The organism is Massilia paldalensis (genome assembly GCF_044901715.1).
Classification (GTDB): Bacteria; Pseudomonadota; Gammaproteobacteria; order Burkholderiales; family Burkholderiaceae_D; genus Telluria; species Telluria paldalensis.
Genome location: NZ_JBJCIU010000001.1, coordinates 935,139 through 960,388 on the forward strand (window position 1 = coordinate 935,139; position 25,250 = coordinate 960,388).

Annotated in this window: 17 protein-coding genes; 8 read left to right on the top strand and 9 right to left on the bottom strand. The window is 70.0% G+C overall.

Annotated elements, in window-relative coordinates; genetic code table 11:
* Positions 1 to 17 precede the first annotated feature (17 nt).
* On the top strand, positions 18 to 1,130 hold the full coding sequence (locus tag ACI1V7_RS04300; protein WP_404530503.1) for a porin: 1,113 nt from the start codon (positions 18 to 20) through the stop codon (positions 1,128 to 1,130).
* A 45-nt stretch (positions 1,131 to 1,175) separates the two neighbouring features.
* Here ACI1V7_RS04300 and pcaCD read toward each other — a convergent pair whose 3' ends face one another.
* The 4 genes from pcaCD to pcaH are packed head-to-tail and all read right to left on the bottom strand — an operon-like array spanning position 1,176 to position 5,085.
* Positions 1,176 to 2,438 carry a bifunctional 4-carboxymuconolactone decarboxylase/3-oxoadipate enol-lactonase PcaCD gene (pcaCD, locus tag ACI1V7_RS04305; protein ID WP_404530504.1) on the bottom strand — a complete coding sequence of 421 codons (1,263 nt, stop codon included), beginning with the start codon at positions 2,436 to 2,438 and terminating at the stop codon, positions 1,176 to 1,178.
* A 7-nt stretch (positions 2,439 to 2,445) separates the two neighbouring features.
* A complete protein-coding gene (gene pcaB / locus ACI1V7_RS04310; RefSeq protein ID WP_404530505.1) occupies positions 2,446 to 3,840 on the bottom strand; it encodes a 3-carboxy-cis,cis-muconate cycloisomerase in 1,395 nt (464 codons plus the stop codon).
* Between the two features lie 20 nt (positions 3,841 to 3,860).
* Positions 3,861 to 4,382 (bottom strand): peptidase associated/transthyretin-like domain-containing protein, encoded by a 522-nt coding sequence (locus tag ACI1V7_RS04315; RefSeq protein ID WP_404530506.1) that lies wholly within the window; start codon positions 4,380 to 4,382, stop codon positions 3,861 to 3,863.
* A gap of 10 nt (positions 4,383 to 4,392) precedes the next feature.
* Positions 4,393 to 5,085 (bottom strand): protocatechuate 3,4-dioxygenase subunit beta, encoded by a 693-nt coding sequence (pcaH, locus tag ACI1V7_RS04320; protein ID WP_404530507.1) that lies wholly within the window; start codon positions 5,083 to 5,085, stop codon positions 4,393 to 4,395.
* 154 nt (positions 5,086 to 5,239) lie between these two features.
* Between pcaH and ACI1V7_RS04325 the strand changes: the two genes are divergently transcribed.
* Both ACI1V7_RS04325 and ACI1V7_RS04330 read left to right on the top strand, forming a co-directional pair.
* Positions 5,240 to 6,013 carry an IclR family transcriptional regulator domain-containing protein gene (locus ACI1V7_RS04325; RefSeq protein ID WP_404530508.1) on the top strand — a complete coding sequence of 258 codons (774 nt, stop codon included), beginning with the start codon at positions 5,240 to 5,242 and terminating at the stop codon, positions 6,011 to 6,013.
* 214 nt (positions 6,014 to 6,227) lie between these two features.
* Positions 6,228 to 7,589, top strand: coding sequence for an MFS transporter (locus tag ACI1V7_RS04330; RefSeq protein ID WP_404530509.1), 1,362 nt, complete (start codon positions 6,228 to 6,230; stop codon positions 7,587 to 7,589).
* Positions 7,590 to 7,608: 19 nt separating this feature from the next.
* Here the strand turns inward: ACI1V7_RS04330 and ACI1V7_RS04335 are convergent, their stop codons facing one another.
* Positions 7,609 to 9,243, bottom strand: a complete 1,635-nt coding sequence (locus tag ACI1V7_RS04335; RefSeq protein WP_404530510.1) for a cation:proton antiporter — start codon at positions 9,241 to 9,243, stop codon at positions 7,609 to 7,611.
* A 417-nt stretch (positions 9,244 to 9,660) separates the two neighbouring features.
* Here ACI1V7_RS04335 and ACI1V7_RS04340 point away from each other — a divergent pair, with 417 nt between their 5' ends.
* The 5 genes from ACI1V7_RS04340 to ACI1V7_RS04360 all read left to right on the top strand — a co-directional run bounded on the left by ACI1V7_RS04340 (position 9,661) and on the right by ACI1V7_RS04360 (position 20,827).
* Complete coding sequence (locus tag ACI1V7_RS04340) at positions 9,661 to 12,669, top strand: TonB-dependent receptor domain-containing protein (protein WP_404530511.1); 3,009 nt, start codon at positions 9,661 to 9,663, stop codon at positions 12,667 to 12,669.
* Positions 12,670 to 12,681: 12 nt separating this feature from the next.
* Complete coding sequence (locus ACI1V7_RS04345; RefSeq protein WP_404530512.1) at positions 12,682 to 13,992, top strand: gluconate:H+ symporter; 1,311 nt, start codon at positions 12,682 to 12,684, stop codon at positions 13,990 to 13,992.
* Positions 13,993 to 14,149: 157 nt separating this feature from the next.
* Positions 14,150 to 17,185, top strand: coding sequence for a glycosyl hydrolase family 28-related protein (locus tag ACI1V7_RS04350; RefSeq protein ID WP_404530513.1), 3,036 nt, complete (start codon positions 14,150 to 14,152; stop codon positions 17,183 to 17,185).
* A gap of 3 nt (positions 17,186 to 17,188) precedes the next feature.
* The gene (locus ACI1V7_RS04355; protein WP_404530514.1) at positions 17,189 to 19,867 is read left to right on the top strand and encodes a glycoside hydrolase family 3 C-terminal domain-containing protein; all 2,679 of its coding nucleotides are present in this window, start codon (positions 17,189 to 17,191) and stop codon (positions 19,865 to 19,867) included.
* Between the two features lie 24 nt (positions 19,868 to 19,891).
* A complete protein-coding gene (locus tag ACI1V7_RS04360; RefSeq protein WP_404530515.1) occupies positions 19,892 to 20,827 on the top strand; it encodes an alpha/beta hydrolase in 936 nt (311 codons plus the stop codon).
* A 150-nt stretch (positions 20,828 to 20,977) separates the two neighbouring features.
* Here the strand turns inward: ACI1V7_RS04360 and ACI1V7_RS04365 are convergent, their stop codons facing one another.
* The 4 genes from ACI1V7_RS04365 to ACI1V7_RS04380 are packed head-to-tail and all read right to left on the bottom strand — an operon-like array spanning position 20,978 to position 25,250.
* Entirely contained in the window at positions 20,978 to 22,204 is a 1,227-nt protein-coding gene (locus ACI1V7_RS04365) for a cation:dicarboxylate symporter family transporter (protein ID WP_404530516.1), read from the bottom strand.
* A gap of 10 nt (positions 22,205 to 22,214) precedes the next feature.
* Positions 22,215 to 23,045 carry a class I SAM-dependent methyltransferase gene (locus ACI1V7_RS04370; protein ID WP_404530517.1) on the bottom strand — a complete coding sequence of 277 codons (831 nt, stop codon included), beginning with the start codon at positions 23,043 to 23,045 and terminating at the stop codon, positions 22,215 to 22,217.
* A 23-nt stretch (positions 23,046 to 23,068) separates the two neighbouring features.
* Positions 23,069 to 24,418: an MFS transporter gene (locus ACI1V7_RS04375; protein ID WP_404530518.1), complete on the bottom strand. Its 1,350-nt coding sequence runs from the start codon at positions 24,416 to 24,418 to the stop codon at positions 23,069 to 23,071.
* A 28-nt stretch (positions 24,419 to 24,446) separates the two neighbouring features.
* Positions 24,447 to 25,250: a substrate-binding domain-containing protein gene (locus ACI1V7_RS04380; RefSeq protein ID WP_404530519.1), complete on the bottom strand. Its 804-nt coding sequence runs from the start codon at positions 25,248 to 25,250 to the stop codon at positions 24,447 to 24,449.

Here is a 25,250-nt window from a genome sequence, read left to right on the forward strand (position 1 = left end):
ACCATCCAGGAGACACCATGAAAACAACGACCCGAGCAAGTATCCGCGCAGGTATCCGCAGCAGCGCCGCCCTCGCGGCCTGCCTCGCCGGGGCGCACGCCCAGGCCCAGACCGCCGTGCAAATCTACGGCATCGTCGACACCGGCGTCGTCCACGTCACCAACGTGGACGCGGCGGGCAGCTCCGTGACGAAAATGCCCTCGATTACGGGCGAATTCCCTTCGCGCATCGGCTTCAAGGGCACGGAAGACCTCGGGCACGGCCTGCAGGCCTTCTTCGTGCTGGAAAGCGGCGTCGCGATCGACACCGGCACCCTGCAACAAGGTAACCGCCTGTTCGGCCGGGCCGCGAATGTCGGCCTGAAAGGGACGTGGGGCACGTTCACGCTGGGCCGCCAGCAGAACATGACCTATATCTCGGTGCTGAAGGCCGACGTGCTGGGACCCGGCATCTTCGCCATCGGCAGCATCGATCCCTACCTGCCGAACGCGCGCAGCGACAATGCGATCGGCTACATGGGCAATTTCGGCGATGTCGTGGTCGGCGCGACCTGGAGCTTCGGGCGCGACGCGTCGAACGCCGGCGGACCGCCCGCCACCAACTGCGCCGGCGAGGTACCGGGCAACGCGAAGGCGTGCCGGCAGTACACCGGCATGCTCGGCTACGAGACGAAGGCCTGGGGCGTGAACGCCGTCTATGACCGCATGTACGGCAATACGGGGGCGGCGGGCGGGCTCACCAGCAGCGACAACACGGATACCCGCACGCTCGTCAACGCCTACGTCATGGTGGGCGCGACCAAGATCGGGGCCGGGGTGATGGACCGGGACACGCGGGCGGCGACGGGGCGGACGGAGTCGGACCTGTACTACTTCGGCGCCAGCCATCCGTTCGGCCCGTTCACCGTCGACGCCCAATGGTCGCGCCGCGACACCAAGCACGCCAATGCGGACGTGGCGATGCTGGTGGGCCGGGTGACGTATGCGCTGTCCCGGCGCAGCTTCCTGTACGCGACGATCGGCCACATCGACAACGATGGCGCGTCGGCCGTGGCGCTGGATGCCGGCGGCACCGTCGGCACGGGCCTGTCGCAGAACGGCGTGATGGTCGGCCTGCGGCACCACTTCTGAACCTGAGGCAGCGGCGGACGGCGCGCCGCCCGCCGCTGCCAGCGCTCAGAGCGCGCCGGTGAAGCGCGTCACGGCGGCATCGAACGCTCCCTGCTGTTCGATGGCGCTCAGGTGCGACGCCTCCTGCAGCACGACGAGTTCGGCGCCCGCGATGGCCTCGGCCAGCGTGCGCGCCATGGCCACCGGCGTGCCCTGGTCCAGTTCGCCCGCGATCACGAGGGTGGGCACGGCGATGGCGCCGAGCCTGGACGTCGTGTCGACGTGGCCGACAGCGTTGCAGCAGCCCACGTAGCCGTGGGCGTCCGTCGTCGTCAGGCGCCGGCGGAAGCGCGCCACGGTGGCCGGCGCCTGGGCGCGGAAGCCCGGATGGAAATAGCGTTCCATGACGGCGTCGGCGATGGCCTCGATGCCGTGCGCGCGCACGGTGTCGATGCGCTGCATCCAGGCGGCGCGTGCCGCTTCCGGATAGGCGCTGGTGGTATTGGCCAGCACCAGGGCCCGCACGAGGGAAGGGTGGCGCAGCGCGAGTTCCTGCCCCACCATGCCGCCCATCGACAATCCGACCCAGACCACGGGACCCGTGTCGAGTTCTCGCAGGAGGCGCGCGGCGTCGTCGGCCAGTTCCGCCATCGCGTACGGGCCGGGCGCCGCGTCCGAGCTGCCGTGGCCGCGGTGGTCGTAGGCGATGACGCGGCAATCCTGCGCCAGGGTGTTGGCCAGCGCATCCCACATCGTCAGGTCGCAGCCCAGCGCGTGGCTCAGCACGACCGTATGGCGCGGCGCCTTGCCGCTGCGCGGCGCGCGCACGCTGTAGTGCAGCGCCGGCGCGCTCGCCGTCCGTCCCTCGTGCCCGATGCCGGGATGGTTGACTGCGGCGGGCGAGGCCGGCGCGAGGGGATAGCCGATCTGCCCGGCGACGTCGCGCAGGATCGCCTGCGCGTGGGCGAAGGCGGTGTTCGCGGCCGGCACGCCCGCATAGATGGCCGACTGCATTAGGATTTCCTTGAGCTCGTCCGGCGACAGGCCGCTGCCCGCGTCGGCGAGCAGGGCGGCGCGGGCGTGCAGGTCGAATTCTTCCCAGCGGCCCAGCGCCGTGCAGATCGACAGGACGATGGCGCGGCGCGTCTTGTGGTCGAGCCCCGGGCGGCCCCAGATCTCGTTCCAGGCGAAGCGGGTGATCAGGTTCTGGAAGTCCGCGTTGAAGCTGGTGGCGCCGGCGAGCGAACGCTCCACCCAGCTGTCGCCCAGCACGGTGCGCCGGTGGTGCAGGCCGCGTTCGAAGTCGTGGTCCAAGGGGTCGTAGCTCATGTCGTCATCACTGGTGGAAAGGGTGGGAGGCATCCAGCGCGGCCATCGCCGTGCGCAGGCCGGCCAGCTGGTGTTCGGCGAGGCGGCGCGCCGGCGCGGCGGCGGTGGCGGGGTCGAACAGGGCCGCCAGCTGCGCCGTGTCGACGGCGCCCGACAGTTGCGGATCGGCCCGGACGGCCTGTTCCAGCAGCGCGGCCAGTTCGCCCCGTTCGGACACGGTACGGCGCGTCAGCGCTTCCAGCAGCGCGTGCGCCCGCGGCCGGCCGATGGCCGCGGCCAGCCAGGCCGATGCCGCCTCGGCGAACACGAGGCCGTGCAAGGCCTCGATGTTTTGAAGCATGCGCTCGCGGTCGACCTGCAGGCCGGCGAAGGCCTCGTTCAAGGCGCGCAGGGCGCCGTGGGCGCCGAGAAACAGGGACGGGCACTCCGCGAGTTCGGCCTGCCAGTTGCCCAGGCCGCGCTCGTGCTGCTGGCCCATGCATGCCAGCAGCGCCGCCGCATGCTGGGGCGTGCGGTGGGCGGCGGCCAGCGTGATCATCGCCGACACCGGATTGCGCTTGTGCGGCATCGCCGACGAGCCGCCCCGGCCCTGGCCGGACGGCTCGGCCAGTTCGCCGATCTCGCCCTGCGCCATGAGGCTCAGGTCCGTGGCCAGCTTGCCCAGCGTGCCCGTCAGGACCGCCACTTCCATCCCGAGCCGCACCCATTCGTCGCGCTGCGTATGCCAGGCGGCGTCCGCCGCCTTGATGCCCAGCTGCGCCGCCATCCTGGCGGCGACGGCCGGGCCGGCCTCGCCCATGACGGACAGCGTGCCGACGGCGCCGCCCAGCTGCAGCTGCAGCGCCCGCGCCGCCGCCTCGCGCAGGCGCGTGCGCGCCCGGACGACGGGGGCCAGCCAGCCGGCGGCCTTGAAGCCGAGGCTCGTCACCTGCGCGGGCTGCATCAGCGTGCGCGCCAGCACGGGCGTGTCCAGGTGGCGCTGCGCCAGCTGCAGCAGGTGGCCGGCCAGGTCGTGCAGGCCGTCGTCGAGCAGCTTCAGCGCTTCGCGCGTGACGAGGACCATGGCCGTGTCCAGCACGTCCTGGCTGGTGCTGCCCCAGTGCACGTGGCGGGCCGCTTCCTCGTCGTACAAGGCGACGGTCTTCGTCAACTCCTTGACGACGGGGATCGCCAGCGCGCCGGCGCGGCGTCCCGCATCGATCAGGGCGCCGATGTCGTACAGCCCTGCGCTGCACACGCCCGCGATGGCCTTCGCGGCAGCGTCGGGGATCAGCCCTTCGTCCGCCTGTGCGCGCGCGAGGGCCTGCTCGAACTGGAACATCGCCTGGACGACGGCGGCGTCGTCGAAGACGGCGATCATGTCCGGCGTCGTCAGGAAACTATCGAAAATGGATACGCTCATTCGGGTCCCATGTCCTCTGCTCACGCGTAGTCGAAGAAGACCGTTTCCCGGTCCGACTGCATCCAGATGTCCCAGCGGTACTGGCCTTCTCCCGTCTTGCGGGCGATGAGGGTATCGCGCCGGCCCTCCGGCACCTGGCTCAGTATCGCCGATTGCGCGAGGCCCGGGGCGTCCTCGAGGAAGACGGCGGTGAACTGGTGCTTGAGCAGGCCGCGGGCGAACACGGTGACGTACATGACCGGCTCGCCGGGCGTGGCGTCCGGCGGCACCGACACGCGCACGCGGAAGTCGCCGTCGGCGCCGCTCGGCACGCGCCGAAAACCGGGCACCGGATGCGCGCTTTCCGCCACCGCCGCACCCGGGATCCAGGCTTCGATCTGGGCATCGTTGATGGGAACACCGGCGCCGTCGTGGATGACGCCGGCGATGGTGATGGTCGGGACACTCGTCTCGAGCCGGTCGGGCGTGCTGGCGTCCACGCCCCACTGCCAGGCTTCGTGCGAGAACGGACCGATGGTCTGCGAAGTCGTTATTTTGCTCATGGCGGTCTCCTTACAGGCCCATCGGCGTTGCGTTGCGTCCGCGCAGGACGATGTCGAATTCGTAGCCGAGCATTTCCTCGCCCACCGTGTGGTCGATGCTGAACTTCGCGATCAGGCTGTCGCGCGCGGCCTGGTCCGGAATGCTGTTGAAGATCGGGTCGTACGGGAACAGCGGATCGCTGGGGAAGTACATCTGCGTCACCAGGCGCTGGGCGTACACGTTCCCGAACAGCGAGAAATGGATGTGGGCCGGGCGCCAGGCCTTGTCGTGGTTGCCCCAGGGGTAGGGGCCGGGCTTGATCGTGACGAAGCGGTAGCGGCCGTCGTCGTCGGTCAGCATCTTGCCCCAGCCGTTGAAGTTCGGATCCAGCGGCGCATTGTGCTGGTCGCGCTTGTGGCGGTAGCGGCCGGCCGCGTTGCATTGCCAGACTTCGATGAGCGAGTTGCGCACCGGCTTGCCGTCCTCGTCGACCACGCGTCCCGTCACGACGATCTTCTCGCCCAGCGGCGCGCCCTCGCCATGGGCGGTCAGGTCGGCGTCGTGGGGCAGCAGGATGCGGGGAGAGGGAACGATGTTGCGGGTGGCGGGCACCGGCGCCTGGATGCGCAGCGGCGCCTGCAGCGGTCCGCGCAGCAGCGTCGACTTGTACGGTGGATGGACGGGGTCGGGATAAACGCCCGGTGCGATGGCATCGAATTTCACGGCTGTCTCCTTTGCTGGTGCTGTTCGAACATGCTTTTCGGTCCGAAAAATACTAGGGGATCGTCAGGCGGCCTGACAAGACAGGCCGTCATCGTCGCATTCGCTCTGCGCACGGAATGTGCGATACTCGCACAAATCATCGCTTTTCTCATGCATGGACAGCAAGGACGAACTGCCGCTCGAACGCGACCTCGTGTCGAGCCTCGAAAAAGGCCTGAAGGTGATCGAGGCCTTCGACCAGGAGCGCTCGCGCCTGACGATCGCGGAAGTGGCGCAGGCCACGGGGATGACGCGCGCGGCGGCGCGCCGCTACCTGATCACGCTGACGCACCTTGGCTATATGCGGCACGAGAACAAGATGTTCTCGCTGACCCCGGCCGTGCTGCGGCTCGGGCAGTCCTACCTGCACTCCGCCCGCCTGCCGCGCATCGTCCAGCCCTCGCTGTACCGGCTGGCCTACTCGCTGGGCGAAGCGGCGTCCATCGGCGTGCTGGACCATGACCAGCTCGTGTGCGTGGCGGCCGTCAGCGCCGGGCAGCTGGTGTCGGTGACGCTGCAGCCGGGCACGCGGATTCCCGCCTACTGCACGGCGAACGGCCGCGTGCTGCTGGCCGGCCTCCCACAGGAAGAGCTCGAACGCTACCTGGCGCGCGTGGCGCCGGAACGGATCACGGAGCACACGATCGCGGACAAGGAGCGCCTGGCGCTCGAGATCGCCCGCGCGCGGGCGCAAGGCTATGCGCTGGTCGACCAGGAGCTGGAACTGGGCCTGTGCACGATCGCCGTCCCGGTGCGCAATTTCCGCGGCGACGCCGTGGCGGCGCTGAACATCAGCGTCCACGCGAACCGCCAGCCCGCCCACGCGATGGCCGAGCGCTACCTGCCGGCACTCATCAAGATGCAGGTCGAGCTGAGCGCCTTGCTCTGACCATCCCTGCACGTTTGCACCCCGCGGTGTCACGCCGCTTTTTCGCTTGACCGGCGTCGAAGCACAGGCATACACTCGTTTTGTGCGGTAGGCGAAGCATTGTTCGATTATCGAACACTTAGACCCAGCCACCGAACACATCCACACAAGCGGCGACCAGACAGCCGTATTCATAACCGGGCGCGCGGTTCGGCGCGGCCCGATGGAGACCGACATGAACAATCAGGATCTTGACGTCCAGGATTTCATTAACCGACACCCGTTCTCGCCGTACCAGTGGCTGGTATTCGTGCTGTGCTTCGCCGTCGTGCTGCTGGACGGCTTCGATACGGCCGCCATCGGTTTCATCGCGCCCTCGCTGCTGAAGGAATGGGGCATCGACAAGCCGGCACTGGCGCCGGTACTGAGCGCGGCGCTGTTCGGCCTGGCCGCGGGCGCGATCGTCGCGGGACCGCTTGCCGACCGCCTGGGGCGCCGCATCGTGCTGCTGGCGTCCGTGCTGGCCTTCGGGGCCGCCTGCTTCGCGTCCGCATTCGCCGGCGGGCTGGAACAGCTGGTCATCCTGCGCTTCCTCACCGGCATCGGCCTGGGCGCCGCCATGCCCAACGCGGTAACGCTGATCAGCGAATTCTGTCCGGACGCGCGCCGCTCCTTCGTCACCAATGCCATGTTCTGCGGCTTCCCGCTGGGCGCCGCGTGCGGCGGCTTCCTGGCCGCGTGGATGATCCCGCAGTGGGGCTGGCGCAGCGTGCTGGAACTGGGCGGCGCCGTCCCGCTGGCGCTGGCCGTCATCATGGTCTTCACGCTGCCGGAGTCCGTGCGCCACCTCGTCGCACGCAATGCGTCGCCCGCGCGGATCGGCGCGATCCTGCGCCGCATCCACCCGGCGGCGGCATCGGCCGGGCGCTTCGTCATGGCCGGGGAGGGCGCCACGGCGGCGCGCGGCGGCGTCGCCGTCGTGTTCTCGCGACCCTACCTCGCCGGCACCCTCATGCTGTGGCTGGCCTACTTCATGGGGCTGGTGATCTTCTATGCCCTCATCAACTGGATGCCCGTCCTGTTCAAGGAAGCCGGACTCCCCGCGCAGAGCGCGACGCTGATCGCGGCCCTGTTCCCGCTGGGCGGCGTGGGCGCGATCCTGTTCGGCTGGCTGATGGACCGCTACGACGCCAACCGCGTCATCGCCATCGGCTTCGCGCTCACGGCGGTCGCCGTCTTCATGATCGGCCAGGTGGTCGGCAACCTCGGCCTGCTGACGGCGACCGTGTTCCTGGCCGGCACGCTGATGAATACCGCGCAATCCTCGCTGCCCGCCCTGGCCGCGATGTACTACCCGACCCGCGGCCGCGCCACCGGCGTCGCCTGGATGCTGGGCGTGGGCCGCTTCGGCGGCATCGCGGGCTCCTTCCTCGTCGCCGAGCTGACGCGCCGCCAGCTGCCGTTCAGCGACGTGTTCGCGGTCGTCGCGGCGGCCGCCGTCGTCTCCACGTCCGCCCTCGTCGTCAAGTTCCTGATCGACCAGCGCAGGCCGCGCGGCGGCGATCCGGCGTTGCGGGCGCAGGCGAGCCTGCACTGAGGCGGGGGGAGCGCACCGGCTAGGCGGGCGGCGCCGGCTGGCCCGGACCTGCCCCGGCCAGCGCATCCGCACGCGGCGCGGGTGCCGGCCGGCCCGCCCGCGCCGCGCCGCCGATCGCCATCTCGCGCCAGTCGAGATCCTGCTCGATCTGCAGGAAGGCGTCTTCGCCGATCTCGTCCTCGTCGCGCATCGCCTGGATCGCTTCGCGCGCCGCGCCCAGCGCCTGGCGGTAGAGCGCGCGCTGGCGCGCGGCGCCGTCGGCCGCATCCTCCGCCGCGTCGTCGTCCGCTTCCGGCGACACCAGCAGCGTGCGCAGTTTCTCCCTGACCTTGTCCGCATCCGGCGACTGGACGTCCGCCATGCTGGCCAGGCCGGCCTGGTAGGCGCGTTCGCGCGCCGCGCCCGTTTCGCGGCCGACCGGGTCGTCGTCGCGCAGGCGCAGCGCGCGCAGCAGCGGCTTGAGCGTCAGGCCCTGCACCACCAGCGTGCCGAGCACGACGCCGAACGCGGCGAACAGGATCAGGTCGCGCTGGGGAAAGGCGGCGGGCAGGGCCAGGGCCGCCGCCAGCGTCACGATGCCGCGCATGCCGGCCCACGAGATCACCAGGCCGGTGCCCACGGTCGGCCGCATCAGGGGACGAGGCGGATGGTAGCCCCAGCGGCGGTGGCGCCAGCGCAGGACGGTGTTGAACGACATGTGCCAGGCCAGGCGCACGCCGATGGCGGTGGCCAGCACGGCGCCCGTCACGCCGAGGTAGAGATGCAGCTCGGCCCGGTCCAGCCCGCCGAGGATGGGGCGGACCTGCAGGCCGATGAAGATGAAGGCGAGGATGTTCAGTGCGAACACGACGGCCGACCAGACGGCATTGGTGGCGATGCGCATGCGGGCCGGCATGGGGCGCCGGCGGGTGCGCTTGAGCGTCACGGCGAAGCACACCATCGTCAGCACGGCGGACAGGCCCAGGCGTTCGGCCGCGATCCACACGCCGAAGCTGAACACGAATTGCAGGATGATCGCGGTGGGCACGTGCTCGATCCGGTCCGTCACGTAGATCACGGCCCGTCCCAGCAGGGCGCCGGCCAGCAGGCTGCCCGCCACCCCGAGCAGGAAGGCGGGGCCGACGGCGCCCCAGGTGAATTCGCCGGCCGCCACGGCGCCTACCGCCAGCCGGTAGACCAGCAGGGCGGTGGCATCGTTCAGCAGGCTTTCGCCTTCCAGGATGTTGACGATGCGGTGCGGCGGATGCATGGGGCGCAGCACGGCGCCCGCGGCCACGGCGTCCGGCGGCGCGACGATGGCGCCCAGCGCGATCGCCGCGGCCCAGGGCAGCTCCGGCACCAGCGCGTGCGCGACGGCCGCCACGGCCACGGTGGTCAGCGAGACGGCGGCGACCACCAGTCCGGCGATCGGCGCCCAGTTGTCGCGCAGGTCACGCAGCGACATGTCGTAGGCGGCGTCGACGAGCACGGGCGCGACGAACAGGGCCAGCGCCAGTTCCGGCGGCAGGGCGAAGGTGGGCGCCTGCGGCATCAGGGCGATCGCGGCGCCGCCGAGCGCCAGGAAGACGGGATACGGCGCGCCCACGCGGCGCGCCAGGCTGGCCAGCACGACGGCGGCCACGAAAAGGGCGAGTAATTGTTCGAGTGTTTCCATCGTTCTCCGTGGTGTTCCGATGATCGAAAGCGGGGACGGGCGGGGCCAGGCAGCGGGCGCCGTCCCGGTATGAACGGCCGCGTGAAAATGATAGCCGCCTTTGCGCCGCACGGACGCCATGCGCGAGGAAGGGAATCGTCCGGATGCATCATGGGTAGGGTGCGCTCGCCGGCCGGGCGCCGCGCACGCCGCCGCCACCGATATCTGTTCCGATATCGCAACACCTAAAAAAGTTATTGGCTGGGTGTTTACGTCCAGGCATAAAATACTTATTACGGAGTTAGCGCTAACAGCGCATCACCATCACCGAGGAGACCGCCACACACATCAATCGCTTCAGCTTCATGGAAAGTCATCGAACAACGAGTACGGGCGTCCACGCCCGACCGGTACGCCAACTATAAGAACGGAGACACGATGCAAACGCCATTCCAGAAGACGCTGGTTCACCTTGCCGTGGCCAGCGCCTGCGGCATGCTCGCCATGCCTGCGCACTCGCAGGAAGCCCAGCAAGTCCAGCAAACCCCGCCGGACGCAGCGGCAGCCACCGGCACGGATGCCGCGCCGCCCGCGTCCGCGCCGACCGCAGCCCCGACCGCCGCACCTGCCGCCCCGACGGCGGCCAACGGTGTCAGCACCGTCGTCGTGTCCGGCTCGCGCATCGCCACGCGCGGCTTCAACCAGCCCACGCCGACCACCACGCTGTCCACGGCCGACATCGAAAAGGCGGCCAAGCCGAACCTGTTCGACACCCTGACCGAACTGCCCGCGCTGCAGGGCAGCACGGGACGCACGACGAATACCTTCAGCACCTCGAGCGGCATCCAGGGCCTGTCCTCGCTGTCGCTGCGCGGCCTCGGCACGCTGCGCACGCTGACGTTGCTGGATGGCCAGCGCGTAGTCGGCGCCAACGTCACCGGCGTGACGGACGTCAGCCAGTTCCCGCAACTGCTCGTCAAGCGCGTCGACGTCGTTACGGGCGGCGCCTCCGCTTCCTACGGCTCGGACGCCATCGGCGGCGTCGTCAACTTCATCACGGACAAGAAGTTCACGGGCTTCAAGGCCAACGTCGAAGGGGGCATGACCAAGTACAGCGACGACAAGAACGGCACGCTGCAGGCGGCATGGGGCAAGGCGTTCATGAACGACCGCCTGCACGTGACGGCCAGCGGCGAGTTCACCAAGCACGAAGGCATCGACGCGCCGCGCTTCGGCCAGGTCAACGCGGGCGGCCGCTCGTGGTACGACAACCCGGCGCTGCAGGAATCGACGCCGGCCATGCAGGCGGCCGGCGCGCCGCGCTACAAGTACATCCACAATGCCCAGCACATCCAGTACGCGAAATACGGGCTGATCACGGGCGGCGCGCTGCGCGGCACGGCCTTCGGCCCCGGCGGCACCCCGTATCCGTTCCAGTACGGCACCGATTGCGTCGGCAACTTCTGCGTCGGCGGCGACCGCTCGGGCAGCGTGGGCAACGGCACCAACCTGGCGATGAACTTCAAGCGGCAAGTGGCCTATACCCGCATCTCCTGGGACCTCGATGCGGACAACGAAATCTATGTCACGGGTAACTGGGCGCAGGTGAAATCCGTGTTCCAGCCGAATCCGGGCGCTGCCAAGCAGGGCAACCTGTCGATCCGTTGCGACAACGCCTACCTGCCGGCCTCGCTCGTTGCGCCCTGCCTGGCGGGCTATCCGAGCGGCGCGATGCCGGTCGGGACGGCCAACGCCGAGTTCCCCGCCGACATCAACGTGCACCCGACCCGCACCCAGCGCCGCTTCGTGATCGGCGCCGACGGCCAGTTCGGCCTGTTCGGCAAGAACTGGCGCTACGACGCCTACGTCGAGCACGGCGAGAACACCACCGTCATCCACGTGAAGGACATCACGCTCAACCCGCGCTACAACTTCGCCATCGACGCCGTGCGCGACCCGGCCAGCGGCCAGATCGTCTGCCGCAGCGCCGCGGCGCGCGCCGCCGGCTGCCAGCCGATCAACATCCTGGGCGACGTCCCCATCAACATGGCGGGCTGGAACTACATCGCGCCGGAAAACGGACCGATGCAGCACACGGATTCCAGCCAGGACGTCGCCAGCGTCAACATCAACGGCGAAGTCTGGCAGGGCTGGGCCGGTCCCGTCTCCATGGCCTTCGGCGCCGAATACCGGCGCGAGAAATATGCCGTGTACGGCGACCCCTACGGCGCGGGCGAGGCCTACGAGTCGCCGTACTCGGCCAGCTATCCGGCCGATCCGACGCTGTCCCGGACGGGCGACAACTGGTTCGCGGGCAACTACCACAACGGCAAGGGCAGCTTCAACGTGCGCGAGGCCTACGTCGAGTTCAACGTGCCGTTCCTGAAGTCGGACACCTGGGGCGAGGCCAACCTGAACCTGGCCGACCGCGAGGAAAAATACAGCACGGCCGGCAAGGCCAGCGCCTGGAAGATCGGCGCGACGTGGAAGACGCCGCTGGACGGCATCCGCCTGCGCGCCGTGAGCTCGAAGGACGTGCGCGCGCCGAACCTGTCCGAGCTGTACGCCGCCATGACGGTCACCAACCAGGCCGTCAACAACAACCAGGGCCAGTCGATCCAGATCCAGCAGCGCAACGTGGGCAATCCGAACCTGAAGCCGGAGGTCGCGCGCAACAACTCGTTCGGCATCATCCTGAGCCAGCCGAGCTGGGCACGCAACTTCAACTTCTCCGTCGACTACTTCGACATCAAGGTCGACAACGTGATCAGCTCCCTGAACCCGCAGCAGGAAGTCGACCTGTGCTACGCGGGCAACCAGCAGGTCTGCAGTTCCGTGTCGATCAACGGTCCGGCGGGCACGAACTACGTGCTGGCGCAGAGCTTCAACTTCGCTTCGCTGCATACCCGCGGCATCGACTTCGAGACGGCCTACCGGCTGAACATGGGCGACTTCGGCCTGCCGGGCGCCGTGACGCTGCGCGGCCTGGCGACGCGCACCATCCACTCGATCTCCGATCCGGGCGTGCCGGGCACCACGCCGAGCGAAGGCGCCGGCAACATGACGGGCGCGACGCCGAAGTGGAAGGCGCTCGTGTCGCAGTCCTGGGATGGCCTGTTGCAGGGCAAGCTGGGCGTGACGCTGAGCGAGCGCTGGATCGGCGCCGGCGTATTCAACAACGAATACATCGAGTGCCGCACCAACTGCCCGCTGCCGACGGCGGCGCATCCGACGATCTACGACAACCACATGCCGGGCGCCGTCTACATCGACTTCGGGGCGACGTACAACGTCTCGAAGCAGGTCACGGCCTACTTCAAGGTCGACAACCTGGCCGACCGCGATCCCGTGCTGGTGCCGCAGACGAACCTGAGCCTGGCGCTGAACCCGGCCGTGTACGACGCCATCGGCCGTACCTACCGCGCCGGCGTGCGCATGACGTTCTGAGGGCCCGCCGGCGTGTGGAGCCTGTGTGCCGTACTGCTGGTGGTGGTCATGCTGACCGTCATGATCGCCTGGGGAAAGGTACAGCCCCTGCTGGCGTTCGTGGTGGCCGCCATGGCCGCCGCCCTGATGCTCGGGGTGCCGGCGGGGAAGATCCCCGGCGCCATCGAGAAGGGGATCGGCGACCTGCTCGGGTCGCTGGTCGTCGTCATCTGCCTGGGCGCCGTCTTCGGCAAGCTGATCGCCGACAGCGGCGCCGCGCGGCGCATCGCCATCAGCCTCGTCAAGACGCTGGGCCCGGCAAGGGTGCCCGTCGCCATGACGGTGACGGGCTTCGTCGTCGGGCTGCCGCTGGACTACAACGTCGGCTTCGTGCTGATGATCCCGCTGATCTTCTCGCTGGTGGCCCAATCGGGCCGGCCGGCGGTGGCGCTCGGCATGCCCCTGCTGGCGGGCCTGTCGATCGCGCACGGCTTCCTGCCGCCGCATCCGTCGCCCACGGCGCTCGTCGCGGCCGTGCAGGCGGACCTGGGCACGACGCTGCTGTACGGCCTGATCGTGGCGCTGCCGACGCTGTGCATCGCCGGGCCGCTGTTCGCCCTCACGCTCAAGCGCATCCGCGCCCAGCCCGCCCCTGTATTCCAGGGCGCGCCGATCCCCGAGCACGAACTGCCCAGCGCCTTCGCCAGCTTCGCCACCGCGCTGCTGCCCGTGCTGCTGCTGGGCGCCTTCACGCTGGCCACGCTGCTGCGGCCGGCGCTGGCGGGTCCGCTGGCGTTCTTCGCCAATCCCCTCGTCGTGATGCTGGCGTCCTACCTGGTGGCCGTGTTCACGCTGGGTCTGGGCCGGGGCCGCACGCTGGTCCAGGTGATGGGGTCGGCGCAGGAAGCGCTGCGCGAGATCGCGCCGATCCTCCTGATCATCGCCGGCGCCGGCGCGCTGAAGCAGGTGCTGACGGAAGCGGGGGTGAGCGCCCAGCTGGGCGCGCAGCTGGCCAGCCTGCCGGTGCCGCCGCTGCTGCTGGGCTGGGCCGTGGCGACGCTGATCCGCGTCTGCCTCGGTTCCGCCACCGTCGCCGGCCTCACGGCGGCCGGCGTGGTCGGCCCGCTGGTCGAATCGACGGACGTGAATCCGAACCTGATGGTGCTGGCCGTCGGCGCCGGCAGCCTGATGTTCAGCCACGTGAACGACTCGGCGTTCTGGATGTTCAAGGAATACTTCGGCTTGTCGCTGAAGGACACCTTCCGTTCCTGGACGGCGATGGAGACGCTGGCCGGCACCTTCGGCATCGTGTTCGTGCTGATCCTGTCGCTGTTCGTCGGGTGAAGCGCCGTACCGGCACGTTGCCTGGCACGTCGCCCCGGCGCAGGCCGGGGCCCAATGTGTCGTGCGTACCCGTTGCGCGACGATATTGGGCCCCGGCCTGCGCCGGGGCGACGGTACTCGGACCGACAAAATTGAGGAAGATAACAAGGAGACCACATTGAAAGACCGATCGACCCATCTGCTCCCCGCGGCGCTCGCCGCCATCCTGACCTTGCACGGCGCCGCTTTCGCCGCCAGCGCGCCGCCGCCTTCCGTCTCCGCCTACCAGGCCATGCCCGAGGACACCCGCGCCGTCGTCGTGCGCGGCAAGGGCGATGGCAAGGCCGACGACACGGACGCCATCCAGCAAGCCATCGACCGTGCAGCGAACAATGGCGCCGGTGGCGTCGTGTTCCTGCCGGCGGGCCGCTACCGCATCAGCCGCAGCATCCTGATTCCCATCGCCGTGCGCCTGTACGGCGTCGGCAAGACGCGTCCCGTGCTGGTGCTGGGACCGAACACGCCGGGCTTCCAGAAAGGCCTGGCGAACATGGTGATCTTCACCGGCACGGACACCTACAATATCGGCGGCGTGGCCATGCCCGTGCCGGGCGCCGTGCCGTTCGACCCCGCCAACAAGCCCGTGCGCGACGCGAATTCCTCGACCTTCTATTCGGCCCTGTCGAACGTCGACTTCGAGGTCGGCGACGGCAACCCGGCCGCCAGCGGGGTGCGCATGCACACGGCGCAGCACTCGAACCTGTCGCACATCGACTTTCGCATGGGCTCCGGCCTGGCCGGCGTCTACCAGGTCGGCAACATCGCCTACAACCTGCGCTTCTACGGCGGCCGCTACGGCATCCTGGCCGAGAAGACCTCGCCGGCCTGGCAGTTCACGCTGCTTGATTCCCATTTCGACGGCCAGCGCGACGCTGCCATCCGCGAGCACGAGGCCGCGCTGACGCTGGCGAACACGGAGATCCGCAACACTCCGGTCGGCATCGAGATCGACCGCGGCTACGGCGACTGGCTATGGGGACAGGACGTGCGCTTCGAGAACGTGTCCAAGGCCGGCGTCATCGTCAGCAACGAGAACAATGTGTACACGCAGGTCGGCTTCGAGCGCGCCAGCGCGCGCAACGTGCCCGTGTTCGCCGCGTTCCGCGACAGCGGCAAGACCCTCCCGGGCACGGGCCGCGACTACCAGGTGGCCGAATTCAACCACGGCCTGAAGGTGGCCAACGCGGGCGCGCCCGGCGCGTTCGACACCCACTTCAAGACCGCCGCGCTGCCGGCGAGGGCGAAGGAGGGGGGAGAGCGCGTGCTGCGCGCGCTGCCGCCGAGCGCCGAATGGGCCAGCGCGAAAAGCTTCGGCGCCAAGGGCGACGGCGTCAGCGACGACACGGCCGCCATCCAGAAGGCGATCGACAGCCGCCGCGCCGTCTACCTGCCGCTCGGCATCTACGTCGTCAACGACACCATCCGCCTGAAGCCGGACACGGTGCTGATCGGCCTGCACCCGGGACTGACGCAGCTGCGCCTGCCGAACGGCTCGCCGCTGTACCAGGGCGCCGGGCTGCCCAAGGCCGTGATCGAGAGCGCGCGCGGGGGCGACGCCGTCGTGACGGGCATCGGCATCAATACGGGTGAAGTGAACAACCGCGCCGTGGGCCTGCTGTGGCGCGCCGGCGCGAAGTCGCTGGTGGACGACATCCGCTTCCAGTGGAGCATGGGCGCCGACACGGACCCGTACAAGAAGGGTCCGCGCTTCGACACCAGCGCGTGGTGGGACCGCCAGTACCCGAACGTCTGGGTCACGGACGGCGGCGGCGGCACGTTCACCGGCGTGTGGGTGCCGGCCGGCCACGCGCAGGCGGGCTTCTACGTCACCAACACCAAGACGCCGGGGCGCGTCTACGAGCTCTCGGCCGAGCACCATATCCGCAACGAGATCGTGCTGGACGGCGTGGAGAACTGGGAATTCCACGCGCCGCAGACGGAGGAAGAAGTGCGCGACGGCGCCGACTCGGTGGCGGTCGACATCCGCAACTCGAAGAACATCCTGCTGGCCAACCTGCACGCCTACCGCGTCACGCGCTCGATGAAGCCGGCGCCGACCGCCGTGCGCCTGGCCAATTCGAGCGGCATCCGCTTCCGCAACGTGGCCGTGAACGCGGAGAGTGGCTTCCCCACCTGCGACGAGAACGGCTGCACCGCCTACCTGCGCGCCTCGAAATACCCGTACGAGAACGCGATCACGGACGTCACCAACGGCCTCGAGATCCGCGAGCGCATGTTCTCCGTGTACGACTACACGGGCGCGAAGCCGGCGTCGACACCGACCCCGCCGATGGCCAAGGTCGACAAGCTGCAGGACGGCTTCTATTCGATCGCCGGCGGCGCCGTCGACGCGAGCGGCCGCCTGTACTTCATCGACCGCCACTTCCAGCGCATCTTTAGCTGGGCGGCGGGGGAGGGCCTCAAGATCGCCAGCGACTATCCGCTCGATCCCGTCAACCTGGCCGTCGAGGACAGCGGCAGGCTGCTCGTGCTGTCCTCCAGCGGCAAGGATGCCACCGTGTACGCGCTCGACCCGCGCGTGCCGGGCGCGCTGCCCGCGTTCATCACGCCCACGGCAGCGGCGCAGCATGCGAAGGCACGCGTGGCGCTGCCCGTGAACTTCTGGAACAACGGCGAATTCAAGGACCAGCTGAACCTGGACACCTACGAATTCACGACGCTGGACGAGATGTTCGCGCGCGATGTCGGCCAGCCCAAGGCGCGCGAATACGTGTCGCCCGACGGCAGCCTGGTGCTGCCGGCGTTCCGCGTCACGCGCCACGGCTCGCCCGACCACCTGGGCCACCGCTGGTCGGACACGCTAGACGCGCACGGCTTCGTCACCGCGAAGGTGGGCGAGCGCGCGCTCGTCACCAACGCGTCGCGCAACGTCACCTACAGCGCCCTCGTCGGCGCGGGCGGTGCGCTGACGGACCTGAAACGCGTGGCCGACCGCGGCGGCGAGAGCGCGGCGCAGGGCCCGGACGGCCGCGTCTACGTGGCCAACGGCCAGGTGTTCGTCTACGACGCGAACGGCAAGGAAGTGGGCCGTATCGACGTGCCGGCGCGGCCGCTGCAGCTCCTGTTCGGCGGCGCCGACAAGCGCACGCTGTTCATCCTGACGCACCATGCGCTGTATTCGGCGAGGATTTGAGCCATGCGCACGACATTGACACGACTGGGCCGCACGGCCATCTGCCAGGCCGTGCTGCTGGCGCTGCCCGTGCTGGCCCATGGCGCCGAAATGCGCGCCGACGTGCGTGCGGACGTGCGCGCCGACGCCGATGCCCGGGCCGGCGCGCTGGTGGCGCAGATGACGCTGGACGAGAAGATCGGCCAGCTGCTGAACGTGGCGCCCGCCCTGCCGCGCCTGGGCATCCCCGCCTACAACTGGTGGACGGAGTCGCTGCACGGCGCGCTCGGCCCCGTGCCGACGACGAACTTCCCTGAGCCGATCGGCCTGGCCGCCACGTTCGACGAGAAGCTGCTGCGCGACGTGGCGTCCGCCATCGGCACCGAGGTGCAGGCGCTGCACACGCTTGGGCGCGAGACGGGCCGCCTGGGCCGCATCGGCACCGGGCTGGACACCTGGTCGCCGAACATCAACATCTTCCGCGATCCGCGCTGGGGCCGCGGCCAGGAGACGTATGGCGAGGACCCGTACCTGACGGCGGCGCTGGGCGTGGCCTTCGTGCAGGGCGTGCAGGGGCCGGATCCGGACCTGCCGAAGGTGATCGCCACGCCCAAGCACTTCGCCGTGCACAGCGGCCCGGAACCGACCCGGCACGTGGCCAATGTGTTCGTGTCCGACCACGACCTGGAAGACACCTACCTGCCGGCCTTCCGCGCCGCCATCGTCGACGGCAAGGCCGGCTCCGTCATGTGCGCCTACAACCGCATCAACGGCCAGCCGGCCTGCGGCAGCAACCTGCTGCTGGAGCGCACGCTGCGCGGCGCCTGGGGCTTCAAGGGCTACGTCGTGTCCGACTGCGACGCCGTCACCGACATCTCGATCCACAGCAAGTACGCGACCGACCCGGCCGCCGCCGTCGCCGTCGCGCTCAAGGCCGGCACGGACAACGAGTGCAATACCCAGACCCTCAGCGACACGCCGGGCCTGGACCAGCGCTACCGCGAAGCCTATCGACGGGGCCTGATCGGCATGGCCGACATCGACCGCGCGCTCGTGCGGCTGTTCTCGGCGCGCCTGCGTAATGGCGACCTAGCCGGCCTGCCGGCGCGCGCGCACAAGCCCGTACCGGTCACGGCGATCGACACGCCGGAACACCGCGCGCTGGCACTGAAGGCGGCCGTCGAGAGCCTGGTGCTGCTGAAGAACGACGGCGTGCTGCCGTTGAGAAGCGATGTCCGCATCGCCGTCGCCGGACCGCTGGCCGACGCCACGCGCGTGCTGCGCGGGAATTATTCGTCGACGCAGAGCGCGCCGCCCGTCTCCGTCCTGGACGGCCTGCGCGCGGCGCTGCCCGGCGCGCGCATCCAGGCCGTGCCGTCCGGCGCCTCGATCACGGACGGCGACCCGGTGCCGCCGTCGGCGTTTCGCGCGCCGGACGGCAAGCCGGGCCTGCGTGCCGCCTACTTCAACCGCAGCGGCGGCGGATCCGGCGCCGCGGTGCCCGGCAAGACGCCGTTCGAGGACAAGCCCGCCGCCGTGCGCACGGAGCCCGGACTGGAATCGCATGCGCTCGAACTGAAGGAGGTGGCGGACCACCACAAGGTCGTCTGGACGGGCTTCCTCGTCGCGCCGGAGACGGGCACCTACCGCATCGGCGTGACCGGGGTGCAGGGGCAGATGACGGTGGCCGGCAAGCCGGCCGCCGCCGCGAAAAGTTATTCGCGCTGGGCCGAGCCGCTGCAACTGGCGGAAGTGTCCCTGGAAAAGGGGAAGTCCTACCCGATCCGCTACCAGACCGAGACGGGCGTGACCGCCGTGCCGGGCCTGTTCTGGAAGCGCATTTCGAAGAACCCGCAGGCCGAGCTGAAGAAGGCCGCCGCCGACGCGGACGTCGTCGTCGCCGTGGTCGGCCTGACGTCGGACCTGGAGGGCGAGGAACTGGCGCTCAAGATCGAGGGCTTCGCGGGCGGCGACCGCACCTCGCTCGACCTGCCGCGCGACCAGCGCCGCCTGCTGGAACAGGCGAAGGCGACCGGCAAGCCGCTCGTCGTCGTCGTCATGGGCGGCAGCGCCATCGACCTGTCGTGGGCGAAGGACAACGCGTCGGCCATCGTGGCGGCCTGGTACCCGGGCCAGTCCGGCGGGCAGGCCGTGGCCGACGTCGTCAGCGGCAAGTCGGATGCCGGCGGCCGCCTGCCGCTGACGTTCTACCGCAGCGTGGCCGACCTGCCGCCGTTCGACGACTACGGCATGAAGGGCCGCACCTACCGCTACTTCACGGGCACGCCCGTCTATCCGTTCGGCTTTGGCCTGAGCTACACGACGTTCGCGTACGGGCCGCTGCAAGTGGAGCCCGTCGACGGCGCGCCGGAGAATGGCGTGCTCGTCACCACCACCGTGTCGAACACGGGCCGGCGCGACGGCGACGAGGTCGCCCAGCTGTACCTGACGCCGCCGGCCTTCGAGGGCGCGCCGCGCGTGGCGCTGCGCGGCTTCCAGCGCCTGTCGCTGAAGGCCGGCGAACGCCGCACCGTCAGCTTCCGCCTGTCGCCGCGCGACCTGAGCTTCGTCACGCGCGACGGTGTGCGCCAGCTGATGCCGGGCACGCTGGGCGTGAGCGTGGGGAGCGGACAGCCGGGCACCGGCGTCGCCGGCCAGGCGGCCACGGTGGTGCTGCAGCGTCCCGACGTCCTGCCGCGCTGACCATTCGATGACCAAGGAGACACCATGACCATGCAAGGAATCCGCCGCGCCCTCGGTGCGGCCGTCGTGACCGCCGGCCTGTGCGCCGGCCCCGCGCTGGCGCAGAACGACAAGATGACGCCCATCGCGACGCCCGCGCAGCCTGGCGCCATCGTGCTGGACACGGGCCCGCTGCCCGGCGCCACCGTGCAGGAAAGCTGGCACACGCAGTACGGCAGCCAGTTCGCGCGCAACGTCACCGTCGCCACGCTGACGCCGTTCCTGCCGGATCCGGCCAGGGCGACGGGCGCCGCCGTGATCGTGGCGCCGGGCGGGGGCTTCCGCACGCTCTCGATGAGCAACGAGGGCTGGGACGTCGCCAAGGCGCTGAACGCGCGCGGCGTCGCCGCCTTCGTGCTGAAGTACCGCCTGAACCAGACGCCGGCCGACATGGCGGCGTTCGAACGGTCGATGGCCGAGATGTTCTCGGGCGCCGCGAAAGCCCCGCGGCCGCCGGGCCAGGACGATCCCGCCAGGACGCTGGCGCCGCAGATCGCCGACGCCCGCGCCGCCTTCGCCCTCGTGCGGGCCCGCGCGCGCGAGTGGCACGTGGCGCCGGACCGCATCGGCATGGCCGGCTTTTCGGCCGGTGCCATGCTGACGATGGCCACGGCCCTGCATGGCCAGGATGCGAAACCGGCGTTCATCGCCAACATCTACGGCCCGCTCGCCGCCATGAAGGTGCCGGCCGACGCGCCGCCGATGTTCGTGGCGCTGGCGGCCGACGACCCGCTGTTCGCCAAGGGCGGCTTCGGCCTCGTCGAAGGCTGGCGCGCCGCCGGCCGTCCCGTCGAGTTCCACCTGTACGAGCAGGGCGGCCACGGCTTCGGCATGTACCCCAAGACGACCACCAGCACCGGGTGGTTCGACGCGTTCGCGCGCTGGCTCGAGATGCACGGCTACCTGAAGCAGGGCGGCTGACGCCAGCCCACCCGTCGCCCCTGCGAAGGCAGGCGCCCAAGTCCGGCGCGCCGCCGCGTCGGAAAACATGGATCCCGGCATTCGCCGGAAGTAGCTTGCGGCAGTGTGGGGAATGACGGGCTGGCGTTCCGGATGAACGGTGTCGACCGGCTACGAACGGTCGAAGACGCCCTGGTCGGTTCCCAGCTCCCTGCCCAGCGCCTCCCGGTCCAGGCTCCCGTCGCGCGCGGCCAGCACCACGCATGCGAGGCCGTGCCCGATCACGTTGGTCAGCAGGCGGCATTTCATCGTGCGGTCGATGGCGACCAGCAGCGCGACCGTGTCGGCCGACGCGACGTGCAGCAGCGCGGCCGTCGCCACCAGCGTCGCCAGCGCCGAGCCGGCGACGCCGGCCGCGCCCTTGCTGGACAGGAGGCCGACGCCGAACATCAGCGCCAGTTCGTGCCAGCCGAGATGGACGTCCGACGCCTCGGCGAGGAAGACGAGCGCCATCGCGATGTACAGGTAGGTGCCGGACAGGTTCAGCGAATACGAGAACGGCAGCACGACGTCGACGAGGCGGCGCGGGCAGCCCAGGCGCGCGAGCCGCTCGCTGAGCGGGGCCAGCGCCGCCAGCGTGGCGCCGGTAGACGCGACGAGGGCCAGTTCGTTGCGCAGGAAGACGAGGAAGCGCCCGAACGGCAGGCGCAAGAGGCGCGCGACGCCGCCGTACACGAGGAACACGAACACGACGCTGGCCAGGTTGATGGCGACGACGAAGCGCAGCAGCGGCAGCAGCGAGACCAGGCCCGAGCGGCCGACGGCCGAGGCCATGGCGCCGAACGCGGCCGCCGGCGCCAGCCACAGGACGATCCTTGTTGCCGCCAGCAGCGCGCCGCGCGCGGCGCCGATCCAGCCGAGCAGGCGCGTGCCGGGACGCAGCCCGGCGGCCAGCCCGAAGGGCAGCGCCAGCGCCAGCACGGCGAGGTTGTTCGGCTGCAGCGCCGGCAGCCAGGCCATCCAGTCCGGCAGGACATGGGGCGCGAGCGCCCCGTGATGGGCCAGCGCCACGCCGCCGTCACCCGCGGCGGCCATGCCGATGCCCGGTTCCAGTACCACCCCGGCCACGAGGCCGCCCAGCATCGACAGCAGCGACATCGCGCCGAAGTACAGCACCATGGACACGCCCGTGCGGCCGGCGTCGCGGTGGCGCCCCAGCGCGGCGGCGCCGTCGGCCAGCATGCAGAACACGAGCGGCGCCATGATCCAGCCGAGCAGGCGGATGAAGACCTCGCTCAGCACGTGCGTCTGCACGGCCGTGGCGGGAGCGGCGATCCCGAGCGCGAGGCCGGCCGCGATGGCCGCGGCCAGCGGCAGGATCGATGGTGGGCGTGCCACCGGGAGCCCGCTACAGGCGCCCGATGCGCATGTTCAGGGGCCAGCGCACCGTGCGCGTGGCGTCGGGATCGCCCCAGGCCGCCGACACGTCCTGCGCGAACGCGCTCAAGAGGGCCTCGCGGCCCGCTTCGCGGGCGCTGCGCACGGCCGACCATGTCGTCAGGTAGCCGAGGAACTGCGGCAGCGACCAGTCGCGGCGGATTTCCAGCGCGGGCGCCGCGAATTCGGCGAACGGGAAGTCGATGGTGGCGTAGCCCGTGTCGACGAGATGCCGCTGGGGCGGCCAGTAAGGGCCGATCTCGTCACGGTAGAAGGACTGGAAGCGGGCGTCGAGCGCGGCGTCCATGCGCAGCACGCCGTAGCTGACGAGTGCCAGGACGGCGCCGGGACGGCCGATCCTGCGCACGTCGGCGTAGAAGGCCGGCAGGTCGAACCAGTGCGCGGCCTGCGCCGCCGTCACCAGGTCGGCGCTGCCGTCCGCGACGGGCATGTGTTCCGCGGGCGCGCAGCGGTAGTCGATGCGTGGGTCGGGCGCCGCGTTCGCGATCTGGTCGGCGCTGGGGTCGATGCCGACGACCTGCGCGAAGCAGGGCGCCAGCAGCTGGGTCAGCTGGCCGTTGCCGCAGCCGGCATCGACGGCCAGGCTGCGGCCCGGGGCAGCCTGCGCGAGGAAGGCGGCCAGTTCGGGCGGATATTCGGGGCGGAAGCGCGCATAGGCGCTGCCGCCCTGGTCGAACCAGTTGCGGGCGGAGGCGGGGGCGGGGGCAGCGGCGGCGGCGGCGGCGGGGGCGGATGAGGGTGGCGTCGGCATGGTCGTGGTCACGATGTTCGTCGTCGCCATGATACCCGCCCCGGCCCGCGGCGTCAGGTGCGCGCCTTGACGATGCCGCGGTAGATCAGGAAGGTGGCCACCAGGCTGATCGCGCCGGCGCCCGCCATCCAGTAGCCGGGCGCCGCCTTGTCGCCGGTCGTCTCGATCAGCCAGGTCGACAGCAGCGGGGTCATGCCGCCGAACAGCGCGGTCGCCAGGCTGTAGGCGAGCGAGAAGCCGGTGGTGCGGATCTGCACGGGGATGATCTCCGTGAGCGCCACGATGGTCGCGCCGTTGTAGCTGCCGTACAGGAAGGACAGCCACAGCTCGATCATGACCATGTTGCCGAAGCTGGGGTTGGCGATCAGCCACGAGAGCGCTGGGTAGGCGGTGATGGCCGTCAGCGCGGCGCAGGTGGCCATCACGGGCCAGCGGCCGATGCGGTCCGACACGGCGCCCATCACGGGCAGCCAGAAGAAGTTCGACACGCCCACGCACAGCGTCACCAGCAGGCTTTCCTCGGTGGTCAGCTTCAGCACGCTCTTGCCGAAGGTCGGGGTGTAGACGGTGATCAGGTAGAACGCGACGGTGGTGAGCACGATCAGCATGGTGCCGACGGTGACCAGCAGCCAGTTGGCGCCGATCGTGCGCATCATCTGGCCGAAGGTGGGACGCGTCTTCTGCGCGAGGTAGGCTTCCGTTTCCTGCAGCGACTTGCGGATGTAGAACACGATCGGGATGATCGAGCAGCCGATGAAGAACGGGATGCGCCAGCCCCAGTCGGCGATGAGGTCCTTCGGCATCATCTGGTTCAGTCCATAGCCCAGCGCGGCCGAGCAGATCACGGCGAGCTGCTGGCTGGCCGACTGCCAGCTGACGTAGAAGCCCTTGTTGCCGGGCGTGGCCATCTCGGACAGGTAGACGGACACGCCGCCCAGTTCCACGCCCGCGGAAAAGCCCTGCAGCAGCCGGCCGATGAGCACGAGCAGCGGCGCCAGCATGCCGATGGTGGCGTAGCCGGGCACGAAGGCGATCAGCGCCGTGCCCGAGGCCATGATGGCAAGCGTCAGCACGAGGCCCTTGCGCCGTCCGATGCGGTCGATGTAGCTGCCCAGGAAGATCGCGCCCAGCGGACGCATGAAGAAGCCGGCGCCGAAGGTCGCGAAGGTCATCATCAGCGCGGCGTACTCGCTCGTGGCCGGGAAGAACGCGGCCGCGATGTGGCTGGCGTAGAACCCGAACAGGAAGAAGTCGTACATCTCGATGAAGTTGCCGCTCGTGACGCGGATGACGGTCGCCAGCTTCGACTGCGCGCGCGCCGGCTGGGCGTGCGCATGCGCCGCCGGTGCGGCGGGAGCGGCGGACGGCGCGTGGGACGCCCCGGAGGTGGATTGGATGGACATGGTGGCCTCTCGAAAAATGGTGGGTCGTTCAGCGCGCCGCGGTCGCCGCTGCCGCCGGCTCGAGGCCGGTCGCCGCGATGGCTTGCGCGTTGGCCGGGGCGGCGAGGTAGCGCAGCAGCGCGCGCGCCTCGTCCGGATGGCGGCTGCCGCGCACGATGGCGGCGGAGAATTCGGTCTTGAGCTGTACTTCGTGGGGCAGCAGGCCGACGATGTCGATGCCCTTGACGGGCTGCAGTTCGCTGCGCTGCTGGCAGCCGAAGTCGGCGTCGCCGTGGGCGACGATCTCGCCGACCGGCGTGGCGGGGATCTGGGCGGCCTTGCCTTCCATCTGCTGGCGGATGCCCAGTTTGTCCATCAGCTCGCGCTTGATGTACTCGCCGCTGGCGCTGTCCGAATAGGCCACGTGCCTGGCCTGCAGGAAGGCGTTGCGCAGGCCGTCGACGGTGTGGATGTCCGGCTTGGCGGCGCCGTGGCGCACGGCGCAGGCGATGGGGGAATTCGCGAGCACCACCTTGCTGCCCGGCTCCAGCTTGCCCTCGGCCATCAGCTTGTCGAGGGCGTCGCCGACCATGATGACGACGTCGATCGGCTCGCCCCGTGCCAGGCGCGCGGGAATCGCGTTCTTCGTCGCGCCCATCGACGGGCCCCATTCGGACACCAGGTGGTCGCCGCTGGTCTTTTCATAGGGGGCGGACAGGTCCTTGTAGGCCTGGGCGAAGCCGCCCGAGCTCACGACGCGCAGGTCGGCGGCATGGGCCGCGCCTGCGCTCATTGTCATGGTTGCGATGGCCGCGAACGCCGCGGCGCGGAGCAGGGTATGGTGTGGTCGCAT

What these genes read in the sequence shown, in the direction of transcription:
- ACI1V7_RS04300 (WP_404530503.1), top strand. Translation starts at nt 18, where the DNA reads ATGAAAACAACGACCCGAGCAAGTATCCGCGCAGGTATCCGCAGCAGC.
- pcaCD (WP_404530504.1), bottom strand. Translation starts at nt 2,438, where the DNA reads ATGAGCTACGACCCCTTGGACCACGACTTCGAACGCGGCCTGCACCAC.
- pcaB (WP_404530505.1), bottom strand. Translation starts at nt 3,840, where the DNA reads ATGAGCGTATCCATTTTCGATAGTTTCCTGACGACGCCGGACATGATC.
- ACI1V7_RS04315 (WP_404530506.1), bottom strand. Translation starts at nt 4,382, where the DNA reads ATGAGCAAAATAACGACTTCGCAGACCATCGGTCCGTTCTCGCACGAA.
- ACI1V7_RS04325 (WP_404530508.1), top strand. Translation starts at nt 5,240, where the DNA reads ATGGACAGCAAGGACGAACTGCCGCTCGAACGCGACCTCGTGTCGAGC.
- ACI1V7_RS04330 (WP_404530509.1), top strand. Translation starts at nt 6,228, where the DNA reads ATGAACAATCAGGATCTTGACGTCCAGGATTTCATTAACCGACACCCG.
- ACI1V7_RS04335 (WP_404530510.1), bottom strand. Translation starts at nt 9,243, where the DNA reads ATGGAAACACTCGAACAATTACTCGCCCTTTTCGTGGCCGCCGTCGTG.
- ACI1V7_RS04340 (WP_404530511.1), top strand. Translation starts at nt 9,661, where the DNA reads ATGCAAACGCCATTCCAGAAGACGCTGGTTCACCTTGCCGTGGCCAGC.
- ACI1V7_RS04355 (WP_404530514.1), top strand. Translation starts at nt 17,189, where the DNA reads ATGCGCACGACATTGACACGACTGGGCCGCACGGCCATCTGCCAGGCC.
- ACI1V7_RS04360 (WP_404530515.1), top strand. Translation starts at nt 19,892, where the DNA reads ATGACCATGCAAGGAATCCGCCGCGCCCTCGGTGCGGCCGTCGTGACC.
- ACI1V7_RS04370 (WP_404530517.1), bottom strand. Translation starts at nt 23,045, where the DNA reads ATGGCGACGACGAACATCGTGACCACGACCATGCCGACGCCACCCTCA.
- ACI1V7_RS04375 (WP_404530518.1), bottom strand. Translation starts at nt 24,418, where the DNA reads ATGTCCATCCAATCCACCTCCGGGGCGTCCCACGCGCCGTCCGCCGCT.
- ACI1V7_RS04380 (WP_404530519.1), bottom strand. Translation starts at nt 25,250, where the DNA reads ATGCGACCACACCATACCCTGCTCCGCGCCGCGGCGTTCGCGGCCATC.